Raw genomic sequence first — 25,476 nt, forward strand, 5'->3', positions numbered from 1 at the left:
GTCTCGGCGCGTGAGATCGTAGAGACAAACCCCTCATCCGGCGCTTCGCGCCACCTTCTCCCACAAGGGGAGAAGGAAGAAGGAGTTCACTCCAGGATCGCCCTGATCGCATCGAAGGTGCGCTTGACGAAGGCTTCCGGCTTTTCGCGCGCGCCGTCGCCGATCCAGCTCTCGCCGCCGACGCGCATCGCGCCGGTGGCGATCATGGCGACGAGCTTCGCCTTCAGCCGGTCGGATTTGGTTCGGCCGCGCCGGGCAAGGCCCTCGGCGAGCGCGCGCTCGATCGTCTCGTATTTGAGCTGGTCGCGCGCCTGCAGCGCGGGGTTGTCGCGCTTGAGCCGCGACATTGCGGCGGCTTCCGCGGGATCGAGCCGCTTGACCACGGCGGCGATCGCATTCTCCGCCGCGGTCAGCATCGATTCATCCGAGGGCCGCGCCACGACCTCGTCGACCAGTGCGCCGGCGGCATTCTCCTGCCAGGCGGTGACCACGTCCTCCTTGGACGCGAAATAATGGAAGAAGTTGCGGCGCGACACCTCCGCCGCCGCGGCGATATCGTCGATGGTCGTGGCTTCGAAGCCGCGCTCCAGGAACAGCGTCATCGCCGCCCGGGTCAGCCGCGCGCGGGTCTCCTGCCGCTTGCGCTGGCGCAGGCCGGTCGTATCAGGGAATTTTCCGACCGCGCCCAATGATTTGGCACGTTTGCGGACAGCCTTCGACGCCTTCAAATCATCTCACCTCTTGTAAAATTGCACTCGGTGCACATTTAGGTCCGGCGCGGGCCGCCTTCCAGCCCGAACGGAGACATGGCATGACCGACTGGACCACGGCAGACATCCCCTCCCTCAGCGGCAAGACGGCCGTCGTGACCGGGGCGACGGGCGGCCTCGGTTACGAGACGGCGATGGCGCTGGCGGGCGCCGGTGCCATTGTCATACTCACCGGACGCAATGACGCAAAGGGCCTGCGCGCGATCGAGGGCATCTGCGCGCGGTTTCCGGCCGCGTTGATCGCGTACGAGCCTCTCGACCTCGCCAGCCTTGCCTCGGTCGCGGACTTCGCCCGGCGCTTTGCCGCCGGCAACGAGCAGCTCGATCTCCTCGTCAACAATGCCGGAGTGATGGCGCTGCCGAAGCGGCAGCAGACCGGGGATGGCTTCGAGATGCAGCTCGGCACCAACTATCTCGGCCACTACGCCCTGACGGCGCGGCTGCTGCCGCAGCTTCGCCGGGCCAAGGCGCCGCGTGTCGTCAATCTCTCCAGCCTTGCGCACCGCTCCGGAGCGATCAATTTCGACGATCTGCAAGGCAAGCATTCCTATCGTCCGTGGCGCGCCTACTGCCAGTCCAAGCTCGCGATGCTGATGTTCTCGCTCGAATTGCAGCGGCGCAGCGACGTGGCCGGCTGGGGTGTCAGGAGCGTGGCCGCGCATCCCGGCTTTGCGCGCACCGATCTCATTGCGAACGGTCCGGGCGCCGACACGTTCCAGTGGCGGATCGGCCGGCTGCTCCAGCCGTTTTTCAGCCAGTCGGCCGCCGAGGGCGCATTGCCGACGCTGTTCGCCGCGACGTCGCCCGCGGCGGAGCCCGGCGGCTACTACGGCCCGAACGGATTCTACGAGATGAAGGGGGCGCCCGCGGCGGCGAGGATCATGCCGCATGCGAAGGATTCCGCTGGGGCCGCCATGCTGTGGGATGCCTCGGCGACGCTGACCGGTGTATCCTTCGACGAGATCGCGGCCGCGGCATGAGCCGCGAGCCTGCTGGGACTATGACGATGCGAGTGATCATCTTCGGCGCGACCGGCATGGTCGGGCAGGGCGTCTTGCGCGAATGCCTGGTCGATGCCGGCGTCGAGCGCGTGCTCGTCGTCGGCCGCAGCCCAACCGGCGTGCGCAACGCCAAGCTCGACGAGATCATCCACGACAATTTCCTGGACTATTCGGCGATCGAAACGCAGCTGACCGGCTTCGATGCCTGCTTTTTCTGCCTCGGCGTCTCCTCGATCGGCATGAGCGAAGAGAACTACCGCCACCTCACCTATGATCTGACGCTCGCGGCGGCAACGACGCTGGTGCGCCTCAATCCGCAGATGGTTTTCACCTACGTCACCGGGGCCGGCACCGATTCCACCGAGCAGGGGTCGCGGATGTGGGCGCGGGTCAAGGGCAAGACCGAGAACGACCTGCTCAAGCTGCCGTTCAGGGCCGCCTACATGTTCCGGCCCGGCGCGATCCAGCCCCTGCACGGCGCCCGGTCCAAGACCGCCTGGGTGCAGGCGGTCTATACCGCAACCCGGCCGCTCTGGTCGGTGTTGCGCCGGCTTTTCCCGCAGCTCGTCACCTCGACCGAGCAGATCGGCCGCGGCATGATCCGCGTCGCCCGCGAGGGGTATCCGCGGAGGGTTCTGGAGATGGCGGATATCAATAGCCTCTAGCCGGCCGGTCCGTTAATTTGTGCGGAAATATCGGGCTCTGCGCGCGTTGAGGCCTGTCCACTCCAGAGGAGAAGCGTCGGCGATGTCGCCCCAGCTCAAACTGATCGCCCTCGACGCCGATGATCTCGCCGTGATCTCGACCCATGTCCAGGACGCCCGTGTCCAGATCTCGGACATCATCTGGCGGCAGGCCGAGAAGCGGCTGGTGGTCGGGATGAGCAGGCTGGACTGGGAGCAGACGCTGGAAGGCGAGGCCGAGCCGCGCCGGCTCGTCGCCGCGCTCCGCTTCGACCGCGTGCTCGCCTGCAAGTCGCGCAACATCGACCTCGGCGCGCCCGACAAGGTCATGGACCTCGTCGGCATCGAGTTTCACCCGAGGGACGGGCGCGAGGCGGAGCCCGGCGGCAGTGCCGTGCTGCTGTTCGCGCAAGGCGGCGCCGTCCGGCTCGACGTCGAATGCCTGGAATGCGAGCTGACCGACCTCGGGGCTGACGCGCTGGGAACGGGCTTGGAAATCGAGGGGGAGCTGTGAGGCCGCCTGTATACCAGCCGCATTGCCTCGGGCCTGCGCCAGACCGGGGCCTTGCGAGGGTTGACGCCGCTTCCCCGCCGCGCCATTGAGCAGGGGACCTGGTGCGCCAGTCCGCTCCACAAGACCAGCCAGAAACCAAGCCAGACATGCCCGTTCGTCTCGACCGCAGCAGTGCCGATTTTGACCAGCGATTCGCGGCCTTCCTCGCCGCCAAGCGCGAAATCTCGGCCGACGTCGAGGCCGCCGCTCGCGCGATCGTCGACGATGTCGCAAGGCGCGGCGACGCGGCCCTCCTCGAGGCGACGGCCAAGTTCGACCGCCTGACGCTGGATGCCGCCTCCTTGCGCGTCACCGCCGCCGAGATCGAGGCCGCGACGAAGGCTTGCGATGCTGTGACGCTGGACGCGCTCAAGCTCGCGCGCGACCGCATCGAGACCTATCATCGCCGCCAGCTGCCGCAGGACGAGCGCTTCACCGATCCGCTCGGCGTCGAGCTCGGCTGGCGCTACACTGCGATCGAATCCGCCGGCCTCTACGTGCCCGGCGGTACCGCCGCCTATCCGTCCTCGGTGCTGATGAACGCGGTGCCCGCCAAGGTCGCCGGCGTCTTGCGCCTGGTGATGGTGGTGCCTTCGCCCGACGGCAAGCTCAATCCGCTGGTGCTGGCGGCCGCGCATCTCGGCGGCGTCACGGAAATCTACCGCGTCGGCGGTGCGCAGGCGGTGGCGGCGCTGGCGCACGGTACCGCGACCATCGCGCCGGTCGCAAAGATCGTCGGACCCGGCAATGCCTATGTCGCCGCCGCCAAGCGGCTGGTGTTCGGCAAGGTCGGCATCGACATGATCGCGGGTCCCTCCGAGGTGCTCGTCATCGCCGACGACACCGGCAATGCCGATTGGATCGCCGCCGATCTGCTGGCGCAGGCCGAGCACGATGCCAGCGCGCAATCGATCCTGATCACGGACTCGGCGCGGCTTGCGGCCGACGTTGAAAAGGCCGTCGAAGCGCAGTTGAAGACGCTGCCGCGCGCGGCGATCGCCGGCCCGTCCTGGGCCGATTACGGCGCCATCATCATGGTGAAGAACCTGGCCGACAGCATTCCGCTCGCGGACGCCATCGCGGCCGAGCATCTCGAGATCATGACCGTGGATCCTGACGCGCTCGCGGCCAAGATCCGCAATGCCGGCGCGGTGTTCCTCGGGCCGCATACGCCCGAGGCGATCGGCGATTATGTCGGGGGCTCCAACCACGTGCTTCCGACGGCGCGCTCGGCGCGATTCTCCTCGGGGCTTTCGGTGCACGATTTCATGAAGCGCACCTCGATCCTGAAATGCGGCCCGGATCAGCTGCGTGCGCTCGGTCCGGCCGCGATGACGCTCGGCAAGGCGGAGGGGTTAGATGCCCATTCGCGCTCGATTGGATTGCGCCTCAATCTGTCATGACAAAGCCGCCCGAACAGGACGACTCCAACAATCGCATCGTCGCGGTCACGCTCGACGAGGATTCGATCGGCCGTTCCGGGCCCGACATCGAGCATGAGCGTGCGATCGCGATCTACGATTTGATCGAGCAGAACCTGTTCGCGCCCGAAGGCGCGGACGGGAAGGGGCCGTTCACGCTGCATATCGGCATTACCGGCAACCGGCTGATGTTCGACATCCGCAGCGAAGACGGCACGCCCGTGGTCGCGCATCTGCTCTCGCTGACGCCGTTCCGGCGGATCGTGAAAGACTATTTCATGATCTGCGACAGCTATTACCAGGCGATCCGCACCGCGACCCCCGACAAGATCGAAGCCATCGACATGGGCCGGCGCGGCATCCATGATGAGGGATCGCGCACGCTGCAGGAGCGGCTGAAAGGCAAGGTGCGGGTCGACTTCGAGACCTCGCGCCGGCTGTTCACGCTCATCACCGTCCTGCACTGGAAGGGTTAGGGCATGGCCCGGAAAAGTGTGCAGCGGTTTTCCGACAAGGCCATGCCCTCTATCAAAAGAGGCTAGGCGCGATGGCGGCGCCGCCACGCGCACGCGATCCGCAATCGGTGCTGTTCGCCTGTGCGATGAACAGCGTGCGCTCGCCGATGGCCGAGAGCCTGCTGCAGCACATGTTTCCGCAAGGCCTCTACGTGAAATCGGCTGGCGCCCGGCGTGGCGAGCTCGATCCGTTCGCGGTTGCCGTGATGGCCGAGCTCGGCCAGGACATCTCCGCCCACAAGCCGCAGACCTTCGAGGAGCTGGAGGACTGGGAGGGGTTGAACTTCGACCTCATCATCACGCTGTCGCCGGAAGCGCATCACAAGGCGCTGGAGCTGACGCGGACGCTCGCGGCCGACGTCGAATACTGGCCGACGCAGGATCCCACCACCATCGAGGGCAGCCGCGACCAGAAGTTAGCTGCCTATCGCGAGGTCTGCGACCAGCTGTTGATGCGCATCCGCCGGCGCTTCGCCAAGGCGGGCGCGGCGTCGGGTTGATCCTCGTGCCCCGGACGCCTCTTCCCCCTCGCCCCGCTTGCGGGGAGAGGGTCGGGGTGAGGGGGAGTCTCCGCAAGGTCGGTGATAGCGAGAATCGCGGAGAGTCCCCCTCACCCGGAATTCAAGCACGCTTGAATTCCGGCCTCTCCCCGCAGGCGGGGAGAGGCGAAGACCGCGCGTAACATCCGCGTCACAGATCGAGGGCACACGCATCCTAACTAACCTCGAATCACCAAACCTTGGGTTCCCGGGTTGTGAAATCAGCCCCCTTCCGATAGGTTCCGCGCGCAATTCACCCCTGCCTCATCCCCCAAATCACCTGATGCTCGGCCGCCCCAAATTCGTACTTGCCTCCGGTTCGCCGCGGCGCCTGTCGCTGCTCAACCAGGCCGGCATCGAGCCGGATGCGCTCCGGCCCGCCGACGTCGACGAGACGCCGCGGCGCGGTGAGCTGCCGCGCGCCTGCGCCAACCGGCTCGCGCGCGCCAAGGCCGATGCGGCGCTCAAATCAGTGCAGCTCGACGACGAGCTGCGCGGCGCCTTCATCCTCGCCGCCGACACGGTGGTCGCGGTCGGCCGCCGCATCCTGCCCAAGGCCAATCTGGTGGACGAAGCCGCGCAGTGCCTGCGGCTGCTGTCGGGCCGCAACCACCGCGTCTACACCGCGATCACCCTGGTGACGCCGCGCGAGGCCTTCCGCCAGCGCCTGGTCGAGACCCGCGTCCGCTTCAAGCGCCTCTCGGAAGACGACATCCAGGCCTATATCGGCTCCGGCGAATGGCGCGGCAAAGCCGGCGGCTATGCCGTGCAGGGCATCGCCGGCTCCTTCGTGGTGAAGATGGTGGGATCCTACACCAACGTGGTCGGTCTTCCCCTCTACGAGACCACCACGCTGCTCGGCGGCGAGGGTTTTCCGATCCGCTTCGGCTGGCTCAACGCCACCACCGCGGTGTGAGCCGGCAAGCCGCGGCCGAACAAAAATCGCGAAAACAACCCCATGCACAGTAGAATGCCCGGCGGGGCGCCTGCGCCGTCGCCCCGGGAACCCGTGGGCCGAAAGGCTCTTGAACCCCATCACCCCGCGCAAGCTGCCGACATCATGGACGATCAGGTCAAAAAGCCCACGAGCCCGCTCAAAACCTGCCCGATTTGCGGCAAGCCGCAATCGGAAGCCACCCGTCCGTTCTGCTCCTCGCGCTGCCGCGACGTCGATCTGAACCGTTGGCTGAAGGGCTCCTACGTCATCCCCGGCCGCGATGACGACGTCGACGACCTAGAATAGTAAATAATATCAATATCTTATGAGCTTGCCCCAGCCGCCACGCGCCTGCCACGCCAACCCGCCCGCAGCTTGTGCACAGCCGGGCCGCGCCCGGCGAAGCCTCTTGGCGAAGCCGGGTGGACAGGCCGCCCCGAGCCCACTATAAACCGCCCGCTCGATGGGCTTTGGCCCCTCTCTTGGAGCAAGCCCAGGTAGCTCAGTTGGTAGAGCATGCGACTGAAAATCGCAGTGTCGGTGGTTCGATTCCGCCCCTGGGCACCATTCCCTAGCTCCGCTGTTCGCCGCGTTTTGCCATAGCAGACGGGAAATCGAACCTTACCAACGACTTGAGTTGTCCATCGTTCGCGGTGGTGTCCTATGACAGCTCGGAAGTTCTTGGGTGCGACCCTGGGCAGCGATGCTCTTTGGCAGAAAGAGCTACCCATGCTTACGCAAGTCGCTGTGCAGGCCGCTAAAGCCCGCGCGAAAGCTTACAAACTCACCCAACTTACGGAGCCAAGCATTTGGATTGGACGATGGCGTCTACGCGATCAAACAGTTCTGTGACTGCTTCAGTCGCTACCGCCTGGTTTGGAAAGGCATATGGCTTACTCGGTCGGTATCGAAACGTGTAATCTTCATGGAGCGGCGAGAGCGTCCTAATCACATTCTTTGTCTGATCGGTCAGGACGAGGCCAAAAGTCTCAGCCTCATTCATCGCCTCGAAAAGCTGGTGCCCGATTTTCTTCCGGCAGTAATCCAGCGTCCGGCCATTTGCTAACAGAACAGCCTTCAACAGCAGCTCGATAGCATGTGAGCGCATGAAGTTTGTAGGAGCTACGAGCCATATGCTGTTCTCGTCCTTGCGTAGGTTCTCTGCCGCGACCATGTAATCACCAGCATCGGCCTTGAAAATCACAGCCATGTCTTTGTCGGAGAGGCCTGTCATCACGCGTCAAAGAAGTTGATTATGAATGTAGCGGTGCTGGCGAGTTGTGCGAGCACCGCTGTGACTGGCTTTCTCGCTGCAAATCCCGGCTCGTCAATTGCCACATAGAATGTGGTGAAGATCGCGGGTCGGGGGACGCCCTTGCGTATCAGGCCGAGCACGGTTTCTTCGCCTACTTGGATGGAGCCATCGCCGCCGAGTGGCGTAAAGTCGCCTTCCTTCAGAGTTCCGACCATAGACATATGAATGGGATTGAGCCGGGCATTCAGCAGACGACGATGCTTCCGCACGTTGTCGAGGCGATGCAGCGTCCATAGCTGCTCATTGCCGCCGTTATACGGCTTTAAGTCCCGAAACAGTCGTTGCCCGAGCGCATCCAAGCCCTGGACGAATACCTGAGCATCCTTGCTCTTCTCGAACCTCTCTTTGCTCTCCGCTATTGGGAAGTAAACTCGGTTCTCAGCGATCGGGATGCTGTGTCGTCTCACGAGCGTTGAGGCAAGGATGTCTAGGCTGCTGCGGATGGTATTTATGTATGCCCCGGCCTCCGCTTGAAAGAACAACGGCAGCAATTCATTCTCGATCGCGACAATGAGGTCGTTGTCTGACGGAGGATCTAGCTCCTTAATTTCAATCGTGACGCCACGCGTCAACCATTCCTCTAGTCGCTTGGCGAAGTCGGGTAGCTCGCCCATTACCCAGTCAACGCAAGCTTGGGCCTCAAGGAGATCGGGACGCATTCGAAATCTCTTAAATATGTTCGGGCGTGTCTCCGCCTGAGAAATCGCCCTTATTGATACGGTCTACCATCTTCTCTCGGCCCATCACTCCGAAGCCAAGAATATAAAGCAGTGTTGCCGCTCCATTGTGGCCGGCAACGTCGGAAAAACTGCATCCGCCCTTGTGATAGAACCGCTCAATCACATTGAGCATGTCTGACAACGCTTGCAGGGCCGCCCCGACCGTTTCCTTTGTCGCTGCGGGCAAGGGCTTGGCTTGCCTGTCTTTAATTGCCAGCGCGAGATCATGATGCGCGAACCGGCGGTTGCGCCAGTTGCGGCAAAACTCAGTGTTTGCTTTTACGTTATCGACGTGGGCCAGCAACGTATCTTTCAAGGCCTGGTCGGTCACCAGATCAGGCAAGTTACGAACAGTGAGGTTCGGCTTCCCCACTGACTTTGGCGAATCCGTTATCCGGGCAAGGTGCGACATACAGGTCTCGAACTGTTGCTCTTGCAGCATCTGAAAGAACGCCGGAGCGCTTTTGTTCAACCGTTCAATCCGCTTGTCGTTTGTGCCGAAGAGTTCGAGGAATTCTTTCCAAAAGTAGTACAGCGAGGCGACCTCTTGGAAGAGAGCAGAATACTGCTTGCCAAGGTTTTCGCCCATGACGGCAATATTGCGCGCTTCCATCTCTGCGCTGGTCATTTGTCAGGCCCGTTTCTTCACTGGCTTCTTCTTCGCCGCTTTGAGCTTCATGCTGATCTGCTGTTCGGCAGGCGTGAAGTCTAAGACCTCAATGATCTTGTAGTGCGTCTCGGGATGTTCATCGGTCGGTGGCGTGACTTCCATTTTCACTTTGTAACGGTCGTTCATGAACGAGGCGCCGCGTTTCACTGCATCCTTGGCGATGTTCGTTTCTCGAATGTCGGCGTAGATTGGCTTTTTCCGATATAGAAAGCGCCAGTTGGGAGCCTTAGGTTCGAACACGGGACCATGAGAGTAGAGAACGGCAGTGACGACTCTCGGCTCCTCTTCGTCCTCCTCCTCGACTTCGACGCCACCGGGATCTTCACATGACGCCACGATCGCTTTCACGTCGTTTCCTTTGAAGGTAACGAGTGGTTTGTCATCCTTTCGAAACTCGATGGCCTTGGCTTCATTGTGCTCAATCGGAGCCAGTGTGCCCTCGACGGCTTCCAAGACCTCGGGATTTTTCGAGAGCCGGAAAACATCGCTACCGATTTGGAGCGTGTTGTTGTCGCCCTCGACCTTGATGACGAGCGCACCGGGCGAATCTTTCACCTCTTGTGCTGACTCGACGTTCCGGCCGTTGCGCCATTTGAGATAGCCGAACAGACCCGCTGCGGCAGTGCCAGCAGTCACGCCAACTTTCTGCAACACGTCGGCAGCGTGCTTCACGCCCTCGTCGTTCAAAAAGCCTTTGACCGTATCGAGGATGGTTTGCAGTGTTTCAAAATTGATGAGGAAGCACTTGTGCTCAAATCTTGAATCGACGAGCACTCGCATGGTCGCCCGGTTATCATTGAGCTCGGTATTAGCGGCACGGAGGAGTTGGCCGAACGCCAGGAGCGCCGGAGCTAACGCCTCCACATCCATGCTGTGGTTGTTTTCATCGTCGCCGACATAGGCGACCTGGAACCGCTCCCGGTTCTGCTCGCTCTCAGCCACTAATTCCCCCACTACCAGTGAGGGTTACAATCGTACATTGCCCGGGAACCGTCTACCTGACTGTTGACTAACCTCGTAAATGTTCATGATTTGTTCTGATCAATGACGCCGTAAGCGCTCGTGTTATAGTCCCAACTTTCGGTCGGCCCCGCGCTTTTCATCACGTTTGGATTGAGGAAGGGAAGCACCATGGACGAGGTCTTGATCAACACGACCACAGCTGGCGATCAAAGCCAGCCCAGCGTGTGCGGCCTTCAGGGCACCCAGTTCGTCGTGGTGTGGGAAGACCACAGCGACAACACGATCAAGGGCCAGATGTTCGGCGCGGGCGGCGCCAGGAGCAGCGACCAGATCCTGATCAACCTGCCGACGCCGCCGGGACCGCGGCGGCAGCTTCCCGTCGCCGTGGAGTACGGTACGGGCTTCGTCGTGGCGTGGAACGAGCAGGCGGCCGGCAGCGCTGCGACGGCGCCGACCCAGCTCAAGCTTCGCATCTTCGATGCCGACACGCTGTCGGGACCGGAAATCCAGGTCTCGACATCACCGGTCGAGCCTTTGATCCGGCCCGCTCTGGCGCGCCTGCAGGACGGAAACTTCATCGTGGTCTGGGCGGACAAGCGGGCCGACCAGCGCATCCGCGCGCAATTTTTCGGCGCCGACGGAAGCAGGATCGGCGCCGAGTTTCGCGCCAACACCACGGCCGGGCTGCACAAGGTCCCGATGGTGGCGTGCCTGACCACCGGCGACGTCGTCATCGCATGGCGGGCGCGGATCACAGGTCCCCTGCATATCCGCTATCAGCTCTTCAACGCGCAGGGAGCAGTGGGCAGCGAGCACATCACGCCAGCGACCACCACCGCGGCCGCCATGGCCGCGATCGACGGCGGCCAGTTCGTCATCGCGCATCTGAACGATTTCGGCGAAGACGCCACGGCGAATACCCTGATCGTCGTGGAAGCGGATGTGTACAAGGCCGACGGCTCGCCCGCCAGTCTCCACTTCGTCTCGACCAGCGAGCAACGCGTCCAGGCGACCTGGCCGACGCTCTCGCCGCTCTCGGGCGGACGATTCCTGATCGGCTGGGTCCAGCTCAACGTCGACCAGCCCGCCACCACCAACGTGAAGGCGCGGGTTTTCTCGACCAAGGGGCCACTGGGGCAGGTCGTCCAGTTCAACACGTCCACCGGCCACAATCGCTTCAGCCTCGCGGCTGTCGCGGCTTCAGGCCCAGGCGGGGAAGTGGCCTTCGCGGCCTGGACCGACGACACCCAGAGCGGCAAGGACACCGCGGGAAGGGCGATACGCGGACGTCCGCTCACGGTGCCGGCGGCGGGATTTTAGGACAATCGAGGTCGCGTCTGCTCAAGCAGGGGCGAAGGTTTTCTCCTCACCCCCGCCGCGCGAACACCAGCTGCCCGACGTCGATCTTCCCGGCCCGAAAGCCCGCCTCGCAGTAGCAGAGATAATATTCCCACAGCCTCCGAAACGGCTCGTCGAATCCGAGCGAGGTCAGGTCGAGCCATGCCCGGCTGAAATTGTCGCGCCAGAGGGCGATCGTCCTGGCGTAGTCCTGTCCGAAGACGCGCTCGCGAACGATTGGCATCTCGAAGCGTTCGCCGAGTGCGCGCAGGATGTTCGTCGAGGGCAGCATGCCGCCCGGAAAGATGTATCGCTGGATGAAGTCGACACGCTGCCGGTAGCTCCCGAAAAGTTCGTCGCGCACCGTGATGGCCTGGATACCGGCGAGGCCGCCCGGCTTGAGCCGCTGGTTCAGCTGATTGAAATAGGCCGGCCAGAATTGTTCGCCGACGGCCTCGATCATCTCGATGGAGGCGATGCGATCGAACCGGCCGTCCTGGTCGCGATAATCCTGCAAGCGGACCTCGACCTTTTCGGCGAGTCCGGCCTCGTGGATTCGCCGGCGCGCAAAGTCGTGCTGCTCCTTGCTGATCGTGAGCGCCAGGACGCTCGCGCCATAAGTCTTGGCGGCGAATTCGGCGAAGCCGCCCCAGCCGCAGCCGATCTCGAGCACGCTCTGACCGGGCTGCAGCTCGATGGCCTTCGCCAGCTGTTCGTATTTGTGCTGCTGCGCGGCGGGGAGGTCGGCGGTCCCGGCCGGGAACAGAGCCGACGAGTAGGTCATGCTGGAATCGAGCCACGCCGCGAAGAACTCGTTGCCGAGGTCGTAATGCCGGTGGATGTTGTGCCGCGATCCCTGCCTGGTGTTGCGGCGCAGGCGATGGAGCGCCTGCCGACAGAGGCGAACAAGCATGTTGCCGGCAAACGCACTGTCGACCAGATCTTCGTTGAGACAGAACACGTAGAGAAGCTGGGCGAGGTCCGGCGTGGTCCAGTCGCCTCGGATGTAGGCCTCGGCCATGCCGATATCGCCGCCGATGACGAGGCTGCGCGCGAATTTGTAATTGTTGAGCTCGATCGTGGCCGACGGACCCGGAAGCTGGCCGCGCAACGTGACCATCCGCAGGTCGGGAAGGCGCACATGAACGGTGCCGCACCGAATTTGCGATGCAAGGCGCAGCGCCAGTCGGGCAAAGAACGGGACGTCGTCAAATCGAACGGCTTGATGGGCGGCTGCGAGGTCCATGGTCTTAGGTCTCAAATTGTTTCAAACGAGGCACGTAGGGAACTCCTTTGAGCCAGAGCCGCATGGCTTCCCAGTGAATGGCTGCGATCACCTTGAGCGTCAGGAAGGGCAGGCCGACGAGCGCGGCCAACAGGGCGCGGCTGGTCAGAGCACGGCGGCGTCCGCAGAAGGCCGCCGCGAACATCGGCCCTTGCGCGCTGCTCTGCAGGATTCTGACTTTCACATCCTGCTGCGGCGGCGACACGCTGAAGCGGTAATGCGTCTCCATCGCCATGAAAGGCGAGACGTAGAACTGCTTCGTCTGGCTTTGTCGTATGGCGCCGCCCGCGGCCGCCTCCTGCACCGGAAGGACGTAGGAATGCATCTCGCCGAAGGTGTTGCGGACTTCGTAGATCAGCAGGGCTGGCTCGCCGGACGCGCCATAGCAGAAATAGATCGACAGCGGATTGAACACGTAGCCGAGGATCCTGGGATAACAGAGCAGGAGAACGCGGCCTCCTGAGAGATCGATGCCGCGTTCCGCGGCGAGGCGCCGGACATGATCGCCGAGACCCGCGCCTTTGCCCTCACCATGATCGCGCTCGTGGAAGCTGAAGACTGCCCTGCGATTGACGCCGAACAACGGGGATTGGCGATCCGCTTCGTCGAGCCGGTCGAGATCGATCAGCAGGCTCATCACGCGATAGGTGAACCTGTGCTGCACGGGGCGCCATCGCGCGTGCATCACCTTTCCCCAATAGAGCGCGGCGGGGGCTGGCGCATCGTCCGCTCTGGCTGGTTGGGCTCGGACCATCGCTCTACTCGGCAGCCTCGGCCAGCAACGGCTTCGGCTGGCGCCAGGGAAGCTCGCCGCCGAGCGCCTCGGCAACGGAGATGCCGGCCTGCAAGCCATCCTCGTGAAAGCCGTAGCCGGTCCAGGCGCCGCAGAACCAGGTGCGGCGACGCCCCTGGATGGCAGGGAGCCGCCGCTGCGCCGCGAACGCCGCCAAATCATATTGCGGATGGGCGAAGCTGAATTTTCCGAACGTCAGATCGGCCGCCGGCTCGAACGGGGGGTTGAGGCTGACGAACAACGGCTTGCGGTCGTCGATGCCCTGAAGCCGGTTCATCCAATAGGTCACCGCCACGTCGTTCTGGGCGGGCGTCTGCCGCGGCCATCGCAGGAAGTTCCAGGAAGCCCATGCCTGACGCCGCCGCGGCATCAGGCTGCGATCGCGGTGCAGATAGATGGTGTTCGGAGCATATCTGATCGCCCCGAGAATCGAGCGTTCCTCTCCGTCGGCGTCCGACAGCGCCGCGAGGGCCTGGTCGCTGTGACAGGCCATCACCACGGCATCGTAACTCTCCACACCGCCATGGCTGTCGCGGACCGTCACGCCGTGCGCGGTTCGTTCGATCGACGTCACCGCGCAGCCCAGGCGCATGCTCTGCCTGAACGAAGCGGTCAGCTTGTCGACATAGCGCCGGCTGCCGCCTTCCACGGTCCGCCAGCGCGGCCGATCGAGGTGCAGGAGCCGGTGGTTGTCGAAGAAGGCGACGAAATTCTCCGCAGGAAAGGACAGGATGTCGTCCGATGAGGACGACCAGATCGCCGCACCCATGGGGCCGAGATAGTCGGAGAACAGCCGCGGCCCGAACGATTGCCGGCGCAGATATTCGCCGAGTGTCAGGTCGCGCAGCCGGCCGGCGCGCAGATCGGCCACGGCCTCCCTGTTGAATCGCTGCACCTCCGCCAACATGCGGAAGAACGAAGGCGATGCGAGGTTGCGCGGCTGTGCGAACAGGCCGCAGGCGGTCTGAAAAGCAGTCTCGCCGCCACCGCGCCATTCGAACCGGCCATGATCGGCGGACAGGGCGAAGCTCATGCAGGTCTCGACGGTGTTCACGCCCAGATGCGTGAACAACGACGTCAATTGCGGATAGTTCGTCTCGTTGAACACGATGAAGCCGACATCGACGTCAAGGGGCTCGCCGTCATAGTCGATACGAACGGTGTGGCTATGCCCGCCCGGCTGCGGCTCACGCTCGTAAACGGTGACGGCGTAACGTTTCGACAGGAGCCATGCGGCGGCATTGCCGGCGATTCCCGTCCCGATCACGGCCAAACGCATCCTCTTCGCCCCCATTGCGGTACCGTCAGCGACGGTTCCTGAAGCAATCTTTGGGAAACGCTGGGCGAGATCGCCTGGATCACCTGCCTGCCGTCGGAAACCCGCCGCGGGAGGCGAAACCGCGGCCCGGCGGCGACGTATCGACAGAGGTCAATTCTGGTGAGGGCATGATCCCTTTGTACTTTCAGGCGATAGGCGGCATTGCGCTGGCCCTCTGCCTCTTGATGGCGCTGGCCTGGGTGGTTCAGCAGCGCAGCGGAAATTCCGGCTGGGTCGATGCCATCTGGTCCTATGCGACCGGCCTCGTCGGCGCGGCCGCTGCCCTGTGGCCGCTGGACGAGGGGTCGCCGGCTCGCCGGGTGCTCGTCGCAGGGCTCGTGCTGCTGTGGTCGGTGCGGCTCGGCACGCACATCGCGCGCCGGTCCGCGGCGGGCATCGACGATCCCAGATATGCCAATTATGCGCGCCAATGGGGTGCGGATGCCCCTCGGCGGATGTTCCTGTTCCTGCAATCACAGGCGCTGGTCTCGGTGACGCTGCCGTTCGCCGTCTTCCTCGCGGCGCACGCGCCGGCGCCCGGACTGCGGCTGCAGGACTATATCGGGATCGTCATCATCCTGATTGCCGTTGCCGGCGAGGCCTTGGCGGACCGGCAGTTGCGGCAGTTCAAGCGCGACCCGTCCAGCAAAGGCCGCGTCTGCGACGTCGGCCTGTGGAGCTGGTCGCGCCATCCCAACTATTTCTTCGAATGGCTGGGGTGGCTCGCTTACCCCGTCATCGCGTTATCGCCGGGATATGCGTGGGGCTGGGCCAGCCTGGCAGCGCCTGGGATCATGTACTGGATCCTCGTCCATGTGACGGGAATTCCGCCGCTCGAGGAGCAGATGCTGCAATCGCGCGGCGAGCGATATCGCGCGTACCAAGCGCGAACGAGCGCGTTCTTTCCATGGCCGCCGCGCTGAGCCGGCGATCCTGCGCGGTGCGATGCGGTTCGCTGACGAAGCCGCAAAGCAGAATGAGCGCGCCAAGTGATCCGCCTCGGCCTGTGGATCGTTAAAATTAGCGGCCGGCTCGACAAGCCGTCCGGATCCAGGGCGACGGGAAACACCGACATGAACCTCTTCTTGACCTATCTTGCGGTGGCCGTGACCTTCGTCGCCGTCGACATGGCCTGGCTCACGACCATGGTCGACAGGCTGTATCGGCCGGTGCTGGGCGATATGTTGCGGGCTCAGCCCAATCTGCCGGCCGCGGCCGTGTTCTATCTGCTCTATCCAATCGGCCTGATCTGGTTTGCCGTATTGCCTGCGCAGCAGGACGGCGGCGCGCTGCGCGCTTTCACATCGGGCCTGCTGCTCGGCTGCTTCACTTATGCGACCTACGATCTGACCAATCAGGCGACACTGCGAAACTGGTCCACCGGACTGACGCTCGCGGATGTTTGCTGGGGATCGTTCCTCGCGGGGATCAGTGCCTGGTTCGGATTTCTCGTCGCCCAGAAGCTGGCGCACTGAGGCGACGTCTCAGCGACGCCGCTCGCCTTCGAGCTGCTCGAAGGTTGCCCTGGTTTCCGCGATCTTGTCGGACAAGCGTTGGAATGCACCCTGGGCCTGCAGCCGCGGCTCCTCGTCGAGCAAGAGGCTCGCGAGATCGACCAGCTGATCGCCCATGTGCTCCATGATGGTGAGCAGCCGGTCGACGCCGGCGGCGGGCTCGTCGGCCACGACACGCTCGACCTCTCGCACAATCGCCTCGAGCCTTGCGGTCGAGGAGACCAGCCGGTTCTCGCGCCCGCGCTCGGGAAATTCGATGATCTCTGCGTTCATGCTTGTTCCCGACGTCTTCAGGCCGCGGCCGATGCGGCAAGGCAATCCTTGCGCACCGTCAAAATGGTTCGGTGCAGCCAGGTCTTGATGGTGCCGACCGGCACACCGAAGCGCCGGGACAGGCTCGCGCGGCTCTCGCCTTCGAGATAGGCGAGAGCGACCAGCCTGCGGCGATCTTCCGGCAAACGAGCCAGCGCGCCGCGCGCAATGGGCTCGGCGCTGGCGTAATCGAAATCCTCTGTCGGTGACGGCGCGGCTGCCGCCTGGACCATCAGCGCCTTGTCCAGCTCGACACTCGGCTGCCGTCGGGCTCGCAGATGATCGATTGCGGTGTTCCGGACGATCGCGGACATCCAGGCCGTCGCAGGAGCGCGTTCGCCATCGAAGCGCGCCGCATTGCGCCAGATCTTCAGGAAGCTGTCCTGGAGAATGTCGTCGACGTCGTGCGGCGAAGCGCCGACGGCCAGCGCGATTCCGCGCAGCCTGCCGCGTGTCAGCGTATGGAGTTCCGCGAAGGCGCGTGTGTCGCCTGCGGAGATGCGTGCCAGCAGCTCCGGCAATTGCTCGCTTCGTACCTGACCTGGCAGGCTTGAACAGGCCATGTCCTGTCTCCCATGCGTTTCCTAGAGAACGCTCCGGGCGCTGGCCCGGATCACTGGGGAAGAGAGGACGATGAAGGATCAGAGCCGGACGAACGGACTGATAAGCCGGCCGAGGAAACCGTTCATGCGCAAATCGCCGGTCATCGCGACCAGGCAGAGGCAAGGGCCTTCGTCGCCGACGATGGGACGATGATCGACCTCATCGTCGCCATAGTCGAAATCGCCGGGACCGAAGCGTCCGCCTTCATGGCTGAAGCTGCCTTCGAGCACGAGTGTCAGCTCCGTGCCGGTGTGCGTGTGGTCGAGCATGCGCGAACCCGGCGCTGACCGCAGCAGGAAGGCGCGCGCGTTGCCCGCGCCGGACAGCTCGATCGGCTGCATGCTGAGACCCGGTGCGACACGCCGGCGTTTGCCGACGCGATATTTTCGCAAAGCCGGCGGAAGATTCGGGTCAGTGGCGGACGCAAGCGGCGGCGCAGCCGTCACCTGCGGTGTCTCGTGAATTCGCGACATCACGCGGTCGAACGCATCCGGTGCGATCGGCACCGGCTCGACATCCTCCAGGGCCGCTCCCGCGAGCTGCTCGATGGCCTGCACGAAGCGGGCGCAACGCGCGCAGCCGGCCACATGCACGCCGACGACAAGTTGATGGGCCTCTTCCAGATTGCCGGCCGCGAAATCGGCCAGAAGATCTTCCGGCGGATGATGGCTGATCGTCATGCTTCTTCGTCCAAAATGTCTCGCAGCCGGTTCATCGCCAGCCTGATCCGTGACTTGACCGTCCCGAGCGGAATTCCGAGTGAGCTGGCGATCTCCGGATGCGGCCTCTCTTCGATGAACGACAGCCTCACCACCATGGATTGCTCTGCAGAGAGCTGCTTGAGGGCGGATGCGATCCGTGCCGCATCCTGCCCGCGCGAAATGAGAACGTCGGCCGTGTCGGCTTGATCCGGTTCGTCCGGCAGCTCGGAACTGGTTTGCAGGCGGTCTACGCGGGCCCTGCGGCGGAACGAATCGATCCGCAGATTGCGCGCGATCGTGAAGATCCAGGCCGGCGCGCCCGCTGTGGCGGGATCGAACTGATGCGCCTTCCGCCACACGGCGATCATGGTGCCTTGGGCGATCTCTTCCGCCTCGTCGGGACTGCAGCCGGCCTTGAGCATCAGCCCCTTGATGCGGGGCGCGAAATGCTCGAACAGCCGCTTGAAAGCCTCCCGGTCGCCCTCGGAGGCGACGCGTCCGATCAAATCAGCCCAGTCCACCTTTGCCTTCGGCCCTTTGCTCGCACCAATCGACAGCCGCGTCGCTACCCTGCGGGGCAAGCCAGCCCCGGCCCGGATTGGCACCTCTAAAGCCCGGATAGCAGCGATCATAGCGCCTCGACAAGCGACCTCTCGAGCTGAAAACGACCGGGCCTGCCCGCTGGATCACCGCGGGAGGGCGCATTGTCGCGTGTTCCCCAGCCGTCAGCCGGCGCCGCGGCGCTGGCATCGCGCTTGCTCAGTCCTCACCAAAGCCGGGCTTCGGCGGAGAAGCCCGTTTCAGGTTGAGGCAAGCGATGCAAGAAGTGTCCCGTTCTGGTACTGCCGGCGAACTCCGGCTCGATGGGCTGATCGCCGATTTGTGGTGGCGCGTTCGGCTGTTGAATACCGATATTCTTGAGGAAGAAGCCAAGGCCGGGGTGTTCGACGTGCTCCAGCCGACCTATCCGATGCTGGCGCTCAACCTTCGTGCGCGGCGGGACAATCTGGTCTCCACGATCGGCGTGCTCGAGGAGCGTGCGAAAGCGGTGGCGGAAGCGGCTTGAGCGTGGCCGGTGGTCACACCGGAAACGTCAGCGACTTCGCGAGCCTGACCAGATCGACCTGGCGCCGGCAGCCCGTCTTCTCGAAGACGTGGAACAGGTGGGTCTTCACGGTGGCGACCGACACGCCGAGCAGGCGCGAGATCGCCTCGCGCGTGTGCCCGTCGCAGATGAGTTCGAAGATGCGAACTTCGGCCGGGGTCAGATCATAGAGCTGGACGAGCGCATCGTGCGGCAGTTGCGGCGGGCCGGAGGCCGATGCCACGAACAGGGCGACGGCGGCGCGCTGGGCAAGGCCGGCTCGCAATTGGCCGCGCCGCAGCGGCAGGACGTGAATGACGAGCGGATCGCCACCCGGACGGGGGATCGGGATGCCGATGCCCTTCTGGCCGAGGGCCGCCTCGTCCTTGGCGGCCTGGACGATGGCCGCTTGCAACCGGGTGGTCGTCGCAGCGGACTGAACCGCGATCCGGCCATGCCGCGTCAGGATCGGATCGCCAGCCGCGAGCATCGCGGTGGCGGCCGCGTTGCTGTGAACGATCTTCGAATCCTCGTCCGCCAGCACGACGCCGGCCGTCAGGGCCTCCACGGTTGCGGCGAATGTCGCGGCTTCCACCGCCTTCATGGCGAACAAATTGCTGATGATGACGGCGCGGCGGATGTGGGGCGCGAGAACGCGCAATCCGCTGACCTGGGCATTATCGATGGCGCCCGCCGATTCATGCTGGCTGAACGTCGCATTTCCGATCATCGTCTTCTCGCGAACGAGGGCGACGCCGACGGCATCGAACAGGCCCTTGGGCAGGGCCCATTCCCGGTGATAGCGGTTGCCGAGGATGACGTTCTCCGGGACGGCCTCGGATCGAATGATCGGCTCTCCCAGCGGATATTGCCTGATGCGCTCGATGCCGCCCCAGAGCTCGACGATATCGGCCACATACTCCTTGCTGGTCTGGGCCATGGTCGGGACGGGATCGGTCCCGGAGGCCGCGTTGACGCCGATTTTCACATTCGTGAGGCTGTAGGCCGAGAGCACGCCGGTCGCGAAGCCGAGTTCCAAGCGAATCTCGTTCAGAACCGTCGTCCAGCGTTCGGGCGCGATCACGCAATCGTAGATCGTGCCGATGAGGTCCGAGAATCTTTCGACTGAAGCTTGCTGCATTCCGTCCCGCTGACCTGACAATTCACGAAGTGTGCCTGAAAGCTATTGTAAGAGCAGTTGCGTTGCCTATGACGGATTTCACAAATATGAGATCGCCAGCGATGCCGCGCCGGCAGGCACGCATGCACGAACCGCAAGCCTCACACCGGAAACGTCAGGGATTTCGCCAGCCTGACCAGATCGACCTGGCGCCTGCAGCCCGTCTTTTCGAAGACGTGGATGAGATGGCTCTTCACGGTGCTGACGGACACGCCGAGCGTCGATGAGATCACCTCGCGCGTCTGCCCTTCGCAGATCAGCTCGAAAATACGAATCTCGGCCGGCGTCAGATCATAGAGCTGGCTCAGCGCATCGTGAGGCAATCGCGGCGGTCCGGAGGCTGACGTCACGAACAAGGCGGCGGCGGCGCGCTGGATCAGGCCGGATCGCATCGAGCTGCGCCGCAGCGGCAGAACGTGGATGACGAGAGGATCGCCGCCCGCGCGGGGGATCGGGATGCCGATGCCCTTCTGGCCGAGCGTTGCCTCGTCCTTCGCCGCCTGTGCCACGGCCGATTGCAACATCGTGGTGGTGGCCGCGGACTGAACGCCGATCCGGCCATGCCGGGCAAGAATCGGATCCCCGGCCTCGAGCATCGCGGTCGCGGCGGCGTTGCTGTGAACGATCCTGGACTCGTCGTCCGCCAGCACGACGCCGACCGTCAGGGCCTCGACCGTCGCGGCGAAGGTCGCGGCCTCCACCGCCTTCATGTCGAACAGATTGCTGATCGTCACGGCGCGCCGGATGTGCGGTGCCAGCAGCCGCAGCCCACCGATTTGCCTATCGTCGATGGCGCCCGCCGATTCATGCTGGCTGAAGATCGCATTTCCGACCATCGCCTCGTCGCGAACGAGGCCGACGGCGACGGCGTCGAACAGGCCCTTGGGCATAGCCCATTCGCGATAATAGCGGTTGCCGGAGATGACGTCCGGCCGGACGGCCTGGGACTGAACGATGGGCTCGCCGAGCGGATATTGCTGGATGCGCGAAGCGCCGCCCCAGAGCTCGATGATGTCAGGCCCGTAACCGATCGCGTTCTGGCTCATCATCGTGAGGTCGGATCCGGAGACAGCGTTCACCACGGCCTTCATATTGGTGAGGCTGGCGACCGAGAGCGCGCCGGTGGCGAAGCCCAGTTCGGTGCAAATCTCGTCCAGAACTCCGGTCCACCGCTCGGGCGTAATCACACAGTCATAAATCGAGCCGATGAGGTCAGAAAACGTTTCGACCGAAGCCTGCTGCATTCCGGACTGCTCACTTGAAAATCACTGACGTTACTCAAAAGCCGCACTGGGAACAGCATCATCCTCGCCGACGGCAGATGATGCAGCCCATCAATTCTTATCATTGCGATTCCACGGCGCAAACCGAGCGCCGAACACAAGTGCTTTAGTGACGGCGACCAAAAAAAGGGCAGACGAGGCGTCGATCGTGCCGAAGGCCTATCGGGTTGCACAATTCGATGATGCAACTTGATTGGGCGTGAGATATCTTCGCGCCCCGGGGATGGAATTCTCTGTCTCCCCTTGGAAGGGAATTGCCATGATGTCGTCATCACGCTTCGTTCCGCGCTGCGCCATCGCCATCCCGTCGATCGCCTTGCTGCTGTGCGCCTTGAGCGGCACGGCGAAATCGCAACCGACACCTGCCGACACTCAGCTTCCCGGCATCACGGTGGAGGCGCCGAAGCAAATGGCGAGACCACACAGGTCTACGCATCGCGCAGTTGCCCGCAGCACCAGGGTCGCCGCAACCTCGCCAACCCCGGCAGTGGCTGCGCCGAGCTCGGACGTCGCGAAGCTGGCCCAGCTCGCCGCCAAGACGAACAATTGCGTCGGCGGTTGCCAATCGAGCTTCAAGACCGGCAACCAGCCCTGGGTCGGCTGCAGCGCCACGGGCGGCGTGTACTCGGCAACGTGTCGCAACGTCGGCAACTACAAGAGCTACGACGAGTGCAAGGAGGCGGGACGCGTCACCGGCTGGCGATCGGGCGAGACCTCGGCCTATTGCAGCAGCGTGGCACTCGCGGCAGGCTGGCGTTGAGATTGCTGCGGCGGCTCGCGCGTCTCTCCTCCGATCGATGGACGCGCGATCGCACGCAACGCGCCGGCCATCGCGTGACGCGTGACACATATCTTCCGCGCAGGTCGCTCTAGCTTTGCGCCGGGTGGTTCGCAGTGATCCACCAAGGCAAAAGGACAAGACTGATGCGCAATACCATCCTCGTGGCTTTCGCGGCGATCACCCTGGCGAGCGCGGTGACGCCCGCGAGCGCGCTGACCATCGTGCGCGATCATCGCGATCCGCCCATCGTGCGCGACCATCGCAACCAGACCATCGTCCGTGACCACCGCACCCAGCCCGAGGTCCGCGATCACCGCCACTAAGAGTCCCGGCCGCGGAGCCGAACCGAAATGGTTCGGCTCCGTCGTCATTTTGTCGAAACGCCCGACAATCGCTCCGCGCGGCAAGGCCGGTGTCCATTCGCGATTGTGAGGCCTGAGCAGGCGCCAGGTTCCCGCCGCCATGCTATGGCTGTCCCGCAACTTGCTGCGAGGACGCCATGCTTCCCATTCCCGCCGACATCTTCACCGAGCCCGAGGACGTCTCGCCCGACGGCCTCGCCAATCTCGGGCCGCTGCGCCGGCTCGCCGGGACCTGGCAGGCGGACAAGGGCATCGACATCAATCCGAAGGCGGAGGGGCCGGAGCGGCGAACCTTCATCGAGCGTATCCGCATGGACCCGATCGATCCGCAGGCCAACGGCCCGCAGCTCCTCTACGGCCTGCGCTATCACATCCACATCAACACGCCCGAGGAAGACATCACCTTCCACGACCAGGTCGGCTATTGGCTGTGGGAGCCCGCGACCGGGCTGATCATGCAGACGCTGGCGATTCCGCGCGGGCAGGTGTTGCTGGCCTCGGGCAAGGCCGCAGCCGACGACAAGACGATCTCCGTCACCGCAAGGCGCGGCGACACCGCCTACGGGATCTGCTCGACCGATTTTCTGGAACAGGCCTTCCGCACCGATTCATACCGCTGCGACATCACCTTCAACGACGACGGCAGCTGGACCTATCTGATCCAGACCGAGTTGTTCCTGCGCGGCGCGCCGTTCAATCATCACGACACCAACACGCTGCAGCTCGTGGCGCCGCCGAAGCTCAATCCGCTTGCGATGATCGTCGCCGGTCGCGCCGGAAACGAGAAGGCCGGCAGGCCTGAGGCCTGAGCGCAGCGTTCGGAGAACCGCATGAAGCCCCATGTCATCTGTCTGATGCATTCCAGCCTCGACGGCCGCACCCATCCCAGCCGCTGGCGTCCGAAGGGGGCGGGGACGGACTGGTTCGAGAAGATCCATGACGAGCTCGGCGGCGATGCCTGGGTGATCGGCCGTGTCACCGGCTCGGAATTCGCCAAGGGCCAGCCCTATCTCGCGACGACGAATGAGAAGCTGCCGCGTGAAAACTGGTTCGCGCGGCGGGATGCGAAGACCTATGGCGTCGTGCTCGATGCGCGGGGCAAGATCGGCTGGGGCCGCTCGGACATCGGCGGCGATCCCATCGTCGTCGTGCTGACCGAGAGCGTGCCGGATTCGCATCTCGCAGGGCTGCGCGGCGAGGGCATATCCTACATCTTCGCCGGCAAGTCCGAGATCGACCTGGCGCTGACGGTGGAGATCCTCAACCGCGAGCTCGGGGTGAAGCGCCTCCTGGTGGAGGGCGGCGGCGTCGCCAATGGCGCGTTCCTGCGCGCCGGCCTCATCGACGAGTTCAACCTGATCCTCAGCCCCGCGATCGACGGCGCAACGGGCGCGCCCTTCGTGTTCTCCTCGACCGAGGCGGACCGCGACAAGCGCGCGCCGATCTCGGCGATGACGCTGGAGAGCACGCGGGATCTCGGCGGCGGCGTCCTGCTGCTGCGCTATCTCATCAAGAACGATCCGCCGGCCGCGGGCCGGTGAAGCGCGGATATGCCCGGGACATCAGAGCATATCGTCATCGTCGGCGCCGGCGCGGCCGGCCTGATGGCGGCGCGCGAGCTGGCGCGTGCCGGCCGCAAGGTGACGGTGCTGGAGGCGCGCGAACGCTGCGGCGGCCGCATCCATCCGCTGCCCGCTTCTGAGTTCGGTCATCCCGCCGCGGGCGGTGCCGAATTCGTCCATGGCGAGGCGCCGGTCACGCGCGGGCTGCTGCGCGAAGCCGGGCTGTCGCTGCAGGAGATCCAGGGCGAGCATTGGAGCTTTGACGGGACAATGCTCTCGCGCGGAGGGCGCGACGATCCCCACGCGGACGAGCTCCAGGCCGTTCTGAAGGATTTGACGGACGATCTGCCCGTCGCCGAATTCCTGCGCCGGCATTTTTCCGGTGCCGATTATGCGCCGATGCGCCGTTCGATCGAGCGGATGGTCGAGGGCTATGACGCGGCCGACCCCGAGCGCGCCTCGACGCTGGCGCTGCGCGAGGAATGGATGGATGGCGGGCACGCGCCGCAGGCGCGCATCGATGCCGGCTATGGCGCGCTGATCGACTTTCTGGCCGCCGACTGCCGCAGGCGCGGCGTCGCCATCCGTCTCGGCTCCGTGGTGACGGCGATCGAGGAGGGCGGCGAGGCGGTCGTTCGCTGCGCGGGCGGCGATGTGCATGGCTGCAGCCGCGTGATCCTCACCGTGCCGCTCCCATTGCTGCGACAGATCACCCTGCCGGCGAGTGTGCGCGAGAAGCTGGCCGCCAGCGACGACATCGGCTTCGGCAATGTCATCAAGATCCTGCTGCGCTTCGCGCGGCCGTGGTGGCGGGCGCGCCAGCAGGACCTCGCAGGCATGACCTTCCTGTTGTCCGAGCAGACCATTCCGGTGTGGTGGACGCAATATCCGAACGAGCACGCGCTGCTCACCGGCTGGTTCGGGGGGCCGCGCACGGCGCAATTGGAGAGCCTCGATCGGCAAGCACTGATCGCGGCCGGGCTCGGTTCGCTCGCCGCGATCTTCGGCCTGTCTCATGACGATGTCGCGCGCCAGCTCGTGGCGGCGGAGGCGATCAATTGGACGCACGATCCCTTTGCGCGTGGCGCCTATTCCTGGGCGACGCCGCGGACGCGCGCGGCCCAGGCGATCCTTGCGCACGCCGACGGCCTCGTGCTGTTTTCCGGTGAAGCGCTGTATCGCGGCCCCGACATGGGCACCGTGGAAGCGGCGCTGGCCAGCGGCCGGGAGACGGCCGCGATGATCCTGCGGTCATGAAAGAGGCCCGCATCTCT

General features: G+C 64.3%; 31 protein-coding genes and 1 tRNA gene. 18 read left to right on the top strand and 14 right to left on the bottom strand.

All coding sequences use genetic code 11. From position 1 onward, the window contains the following. Window positions 1–86 precede the first annotated feature (86 nt). The gene (locus tag QRQ56_RS20345) at window positions 87–728 is read right to left on the bottom strand and encodes a TetR/AcrR family transcriptional regulator (protein WP_438742588.1); all 642 of its coding nucleotides are present in this window, start codon (window positions 726–728) and stop codon (window positions 87–89) included. An 83-nt stretch (window positions 729–811) separates the two neighbouring features. Between QRQ56_RS20345 and QRQ56_RS20350 the strand changes: the two genes are divergently transcribed. The 9 genes from QRQ56_RS20350 to QRQ56_RS20390 all read left to right on the top strand — a co-directional run bounded on the left by QRQ56_RS20350 (window position 812) and on the right by QRQ56_RS20390 (window position 6,986). Continuing rightward, on the top strand, window positions 812–1,750 hold the full coding sequence (locus QRQ56_RS20350; RefSeq protein ID WP_438742589.1) for an SDR family oxidoreductase: 939 nt from the start codon (window positions 812–814) through the stop codon (window positions 1,748–1,750). Window positions 1,751–1,776: 26 nt separating this feature from the next. Next, a complete protein-coding gene (locus QRQ56_RS20355) occupies window positions 1,777–2,436 on the top strand; it encodes an NAD-dependent epimerase/dehydratase family protein (protein WP_438742590.1) in 660 nt (219 codons plus the stop codon). A gap of 82 nt (window positions 2,437–2,518) precedes the next feature. Beyond that, entirely contained in the window at window positions 2,519–2,968 is a 450-nt protein-coding gene (locus tag QRQ56_RS20360) for a DUF2948 family protein (RefSeq protein ID WP_438742591.1), read from the top strand. Window positions 2,969–3,114: 146 nt separating this feature from the next. Next, entirely contained in the window at window positions 3,115–4,410 is a 1,296-nt protein-coding gene (gene hisD / locus QRQ56_RS20365) for a histidinol dehydrogenase (RefSeq protein WP_438742593.1), read from the top strand. After that, window positions 4,407–4,904 (top strand): UPF0262 family protein, encoded by a 498-nt coding sequence (locus QRQ56_RS20370; RefSeq protein WP_438742594.1) that lies wholly within the window; start codon window positions 4,407–4,409, stop codon window positions 4,902–4,904. Before hisD ends, QRQ56_RS20370 begins: the two co-directional genes overlap by 4 nt. A 71-nt stretch (window positions 4,905–4,975) precedes the next feature. Then, window positions 4,976–5,443: a low molecular weight phosphatase family protein gene (locus QRQ56_RS20375; protein ID WP_438742595.1), complete on the top strand. Its 468-nt coding sequence runs from the start codon at window positions 4,976–4,978 to the stop codon at window positions 5,441–5,443. Between the two features lie 322 nt (window positions 5,444–5,765). Then, entirely contained in the window at window positions 5,766–6,398 is a 633-nt protein-coding gene (locus QRQ56_RS20380; RefSeq protein ID WP_438742597.1) for a Maf-like protein, read from the top strand. A 144-nt stretch (window positions 6,399–6,542) separates the two neighbouring features. Beyond that, window positions 6,543–6,725: a DNA gyrase inhibitor YacG gene (gene yacG, locus QRQ56_RS20385; RefSeq protein WP_438742598.1), complete on the top strand. Its 183-nt coding sequence runs from the start codon at window positions 6,543–6,545 to the stop codon at window positions 6,723–6,725. Window positions 6,726–6,910: 185 nt separating this feature from the next. Then, window positions 6,911–6,986 (top strand) — tRNA-Phe (locus QRQ56_RS20390). A gap of 226 nt (window positions 6,987–7,212) precedes the next feature. On the opposite strand, the gene QRQ56_RS20395 is transcribed toward QRQ56_RS20390, so the two are convergent. The 4 genes from QRQ56_RS20395 to QRQ56_RS20410 are packed head-to-tail and all read right to left on the bottom strand — an operon-like array spanning window position 7,213 to window position 10,065. Next, on the bottom strand, window positions 7,213–7,629 hold the full coding sequence (locus QRQ56_RS20395) for a hypothetical protein (protein WP_438742600.1): 417 nt from the start codon (window positions 7,627–7,629) through the stop codon (window positions 7,213–7,215). Window positions 7,630–7,652: 23 nt separating this feature from the next. Next, on the bottom strand, window positions 7,653–8,393 hold the full coding sequence (locus tag QRQ56_RS20400) for a hypothetical protein (RefSeq protein ID WP_438742602.1): 741 nt from the start codon (window positions 8,391–8,393) through the stop codon (window positions 7,653–7,655). A gap of 10 nt (window positions 8,394–8,403) precedes the next feature. After that, window positions 8,404–9,081, bottom strand: a complete 678-nt coding sequence (locus QRQ56_RS20405) for a hypothetical protein (RefSeq protein WP_438742603.1) — start codon at window positions 9,079–9,081, stop codon at window positions 8,404–8,406. A gap of 3 nt (window positions 9,082–9,084) precedes the next feature. Then, on the bottom strand, window positions 9,085–10,065 hold the full coding sequence (locus QRQ56_RS20410) for a hypothetical protein (protein WP_438742605.1): 981 nt from the start codon (window positions 10,063–10,065) through the stop codon (window positions 9,085–9,087). 189 nt (window positions 10,066–10,254) lie between these two features. On the opposite strand from QRQ56_RS20410, the gene QRQ56_RS20415 reads away from it, so the two are divergent. Then, the gene (locus tag QRQ56_RS20415; RefSeq protein ID WP_438742606.1) at window positions 10,255–11,406 is read left to right on the top strand and encodes a hypothetical protein; all 1,152 of its coding nucleotides are present in this window, start codon (window positions 10,255–10,257) and stop codon (window positions 11,404–11,406) included. Between the two features lie 46 nt (window positions 11,407–11,452). Here QRQ56_RS20415 and QRQ56_RS20420 read toward each other — a convergent pair whose 3' ends face one another. The 3 genes from QRQ56_RS20420 to QRQ56_RS20430 all read right to left on the bottom strand — a co-directional run bounded on the left by QRQ56_RS20420 (window position 11,453) and on the right by QRQ56_RS20430 (window position 14,781). Next, window positions 11,453–12,670 (bottom strand): class I SAM-dependent methyltransferase, encoded by a 1,218-nt coding sequence (locus QRQ56_RS20420; RefSeq protein WP_438742607.1) that lies wholly within the window; start codon window positions 12,668–12,670, stop codon window positions 11,453–11,455. Between the two features lie 4 nt (window positions 12,671–12,674). Next, the gene (locus QRQ56_RS20425; protein ID WP_438742609.1) at window positions 12,675–13,394 is read right to left on the bottom strand and encodes a DUF1365 domain-containing protein; all 720 of its coding nucleotides are present in this window, start codon (window positions 13,392–13,394) and stop codon (window positions 12,675–12,677) included. A 73-nt stretch (window positions 13,395–13,467) separates the two neighbouring features. Then, a complete protein-coding gene (locus QRQ56_RS20430) occupies window positions 13,468–14,781 on the bottom strand; it encodes an NAD(P)/FAD-dependent oxidoreductase (RefSeq protein WP_438742610.1) in 1,314 nt (437 codons plus the stop codon). 167 nt (window positions 14,782–14,948) lie between these two features. Here QRQ56_RS20430 and QRQ56_RS20435 point away from each other — a divergent pair, with 167 nt between their 5' ends. After that, window positions 14,949–15,743, top strand: coding sequence for a DUF1295 domain-containing protein (locus QRQ56_RS20435; protein WP_438742612.1), 795 nt, complete (start codon window positions 14,949–14,951; stop codon window positions 15,741–15,743). A gap of 150 nt (window positions 15,744–15,893) precedes the next feature. Further along, entirely contained in the window at window positions 15,894–16,295 is a 402-nt protein-coding gene (locus QRQ56_RS20440) for a DUF2177 family protein (protein ID WP_438742613.1), read from the top strand. Window positions 16,296–16,304: 9 nt separating this feature from the next. Here QRQ56_RS20440 and QRQ56_RS20445 read toward each other — a convergent pair whose 3' ends face one another. From QRQ56_RS20445 to QRQ56_RS20460, 4 genes are all read right to left on the bottom strand, one after another. Further along, window positions 16,305–16,607 carry a hypothetical protein gene (locus QRQ56_RS20445; RefSeq protein ID WP_438742615.1) on the bottom strand — a complete coding sequence of 101 codons (303 nt, stop codon included), beginning with the start codon at window positions 16,605–16,607 and terminating at the stop codon, window positions 16,305–16,307. A gap of 17 nt (window positions 16,608–16,624) precedes the next feature. Next, window positions 16,625–17,209: an RNA polymerase sigma factor gene (locus QRQ56_RS20450; protein WP_438742617.1), complete on the bottom strand. Its 585-nt coding sequence runs from the start codon at window positions 17,207–17,209 to the stop codon at window positions 16,625–16,627. A 78-nt stretch (window positions 17,210–17,287) separates the two neighbouring features. Then, a complete protein-coding gene (locus QRQ56_RS20455) occupies window positions 17,288–17,929 on the bottom strand; it encodes a ChrR family anti-sigma-E factor (RefSeq protein ID WP_438742618.1) in 642 nt (213 codons plus the stop codon). Continuing rightward, entirely contained in the window at window positions 17,926–18,471 is a 546-nt protein-coding gene (locus QRQ56_RS20460) for a sigma-70 family RNA polymerase sigma factor (RefSeq protein WP_438743013.1), read from the bottom strand. The genes QRQ56_RS20455 and QRQ56_RS20460 overlap by 4 nt, the downstream gene beginning before the upstream one ends. A 296-nt stretch (window positions 18,472–18,767) precedes the next feature. Between QRQ56_RS20460 and QRQ56_RS20465 the strand changes: the two genes are divergently transcribed. Further along, window positions 18,768–19,016 carry a hypothetical protein gene (locus QRQ56_RS20465; RefSeq protein ID WP_438742619.1) on the top strand — a complete coding sequence of 83 codons (249 nt, stop codon included), beginning with the start codon at window positions 18,768–18,770 and terminating at the stop codon, window positions 19,014–19,016. 13 nt (window positions 19,017–19,029) lie between these two features. On the opposite strand, the gene QRQ56_RS20470 is transcribed toward QRQ56_RS20465, so the two are convergent. Together QRQ56_RS20470 and QRQ56_RS20475 are read right to left on the bottom strand one after the other, a co-directional pair. Further along, on the bottom strand, window positions 19,030–20,175 hold the full coding sequence (locus QRQ56_RS20470) for a helix-turn-helix transcriptional regulator (RefSeq protein WP_438742620.1): 1,146 nt from the start codon (window positions 20,173–20,175) through the stop codon (window positions 19,030–19,032). A 140-nt stretch (window positions 20,176–20,315) separates the two neighbouring features. Then, window positions 20,316–21,458: a helix-turn-helix transcriptional regulator gene (locus QRQ56_RS20475; RefSeq protein ID WP_438742621.1), complete on the bottom strand. Its 1,143-nt coding sequence runs from the start codon at window positions 21,456–21,458 to the stop codon at window positions 20,316–20,318. 298 nt (window positions 21,459–21,756) lie between these two features. Here QRQ56_RS20475 and QRQ56_RS20480 point away from each other — a divergent pair, with 298 nt between their 5' ends. The 5 genes from QRQ56_RS20480 (at window position 21,757) to QRQ56_RS20500 (ending at window position 25,459) form a co-directional block, all read left to right on the top strand. Then, window positions 21,757–22,257 (top strand): hypothetical protein, encoded by a 501-nt coding sequence (locus QRQ56_RS20480; RefSeq protein ID WP_438742622.1) that lies wholly within the window; start codon window positions 21,757–21,759, stop codon window positions 22,255–22,257. A 164-nt stretch (window positions 22,258–22,421) separates the two neighbouring features. Beyond that, window positions 22,422–22,601 (top strand): hypothetical protein, encoded by a 180-nt coding sequence (locus QRQ56_RS20485; RefSeq protein ID WP_038972180.1) that lies wholly within the window; start codon window positions 22,422–22,424, stop codon window positions 22,599–22,601. Between the two features lie 176 nt (window positions 22,602–22,777). Further along, window positions 22,778–23,449: an FABP family protein gene (locus QRQ56_RS20490; RefSeq protein WP_438742624.1), complete on the top strand. Its 672-nt coding sequence runs from the start codon at window positions 22,778–22,780 to the stop codon at window positions 23,447–23,449. A gap of 21 nt (window positions 23,450–23,470) precedes the next feature. After that, window positions 23,471–24,181, top strand: a complete 711-nt coding sequence (locus QRQ56_RS20495; protein ID WP_438742625.1) for a RibD family protein — start codon at window positions 23,471–23,473, stop codon at window positions 24,179–24,181. Window positions 24,182–24,190: 9 nt separating this feature from the next. After that, window positions 24,191–25,459, top strand: coding sequence for a flavin monoamine oxidase family protein (locus QRQ56_RS20500; RefSeq protein WP_438742627.1), 1,269 nt, complete (start codon window positions 24,191–24,193; stop codon window positions 25,457–25,459). Window positions 25,460–25,476 lie beyond the last annotated feature (17 nt).

The sequence above is a fragment of the Bradyrhizobium sp. U531 genome (assembly GCF_051710265.1).
In the GTDB taxonomy this organism is placed as follows: domain Bacteria; phylum Pseudomonadota; class Alphaproteobacteria; order Rhizobiales; family Xanthobacteraceae; genus Bradyrhizobium.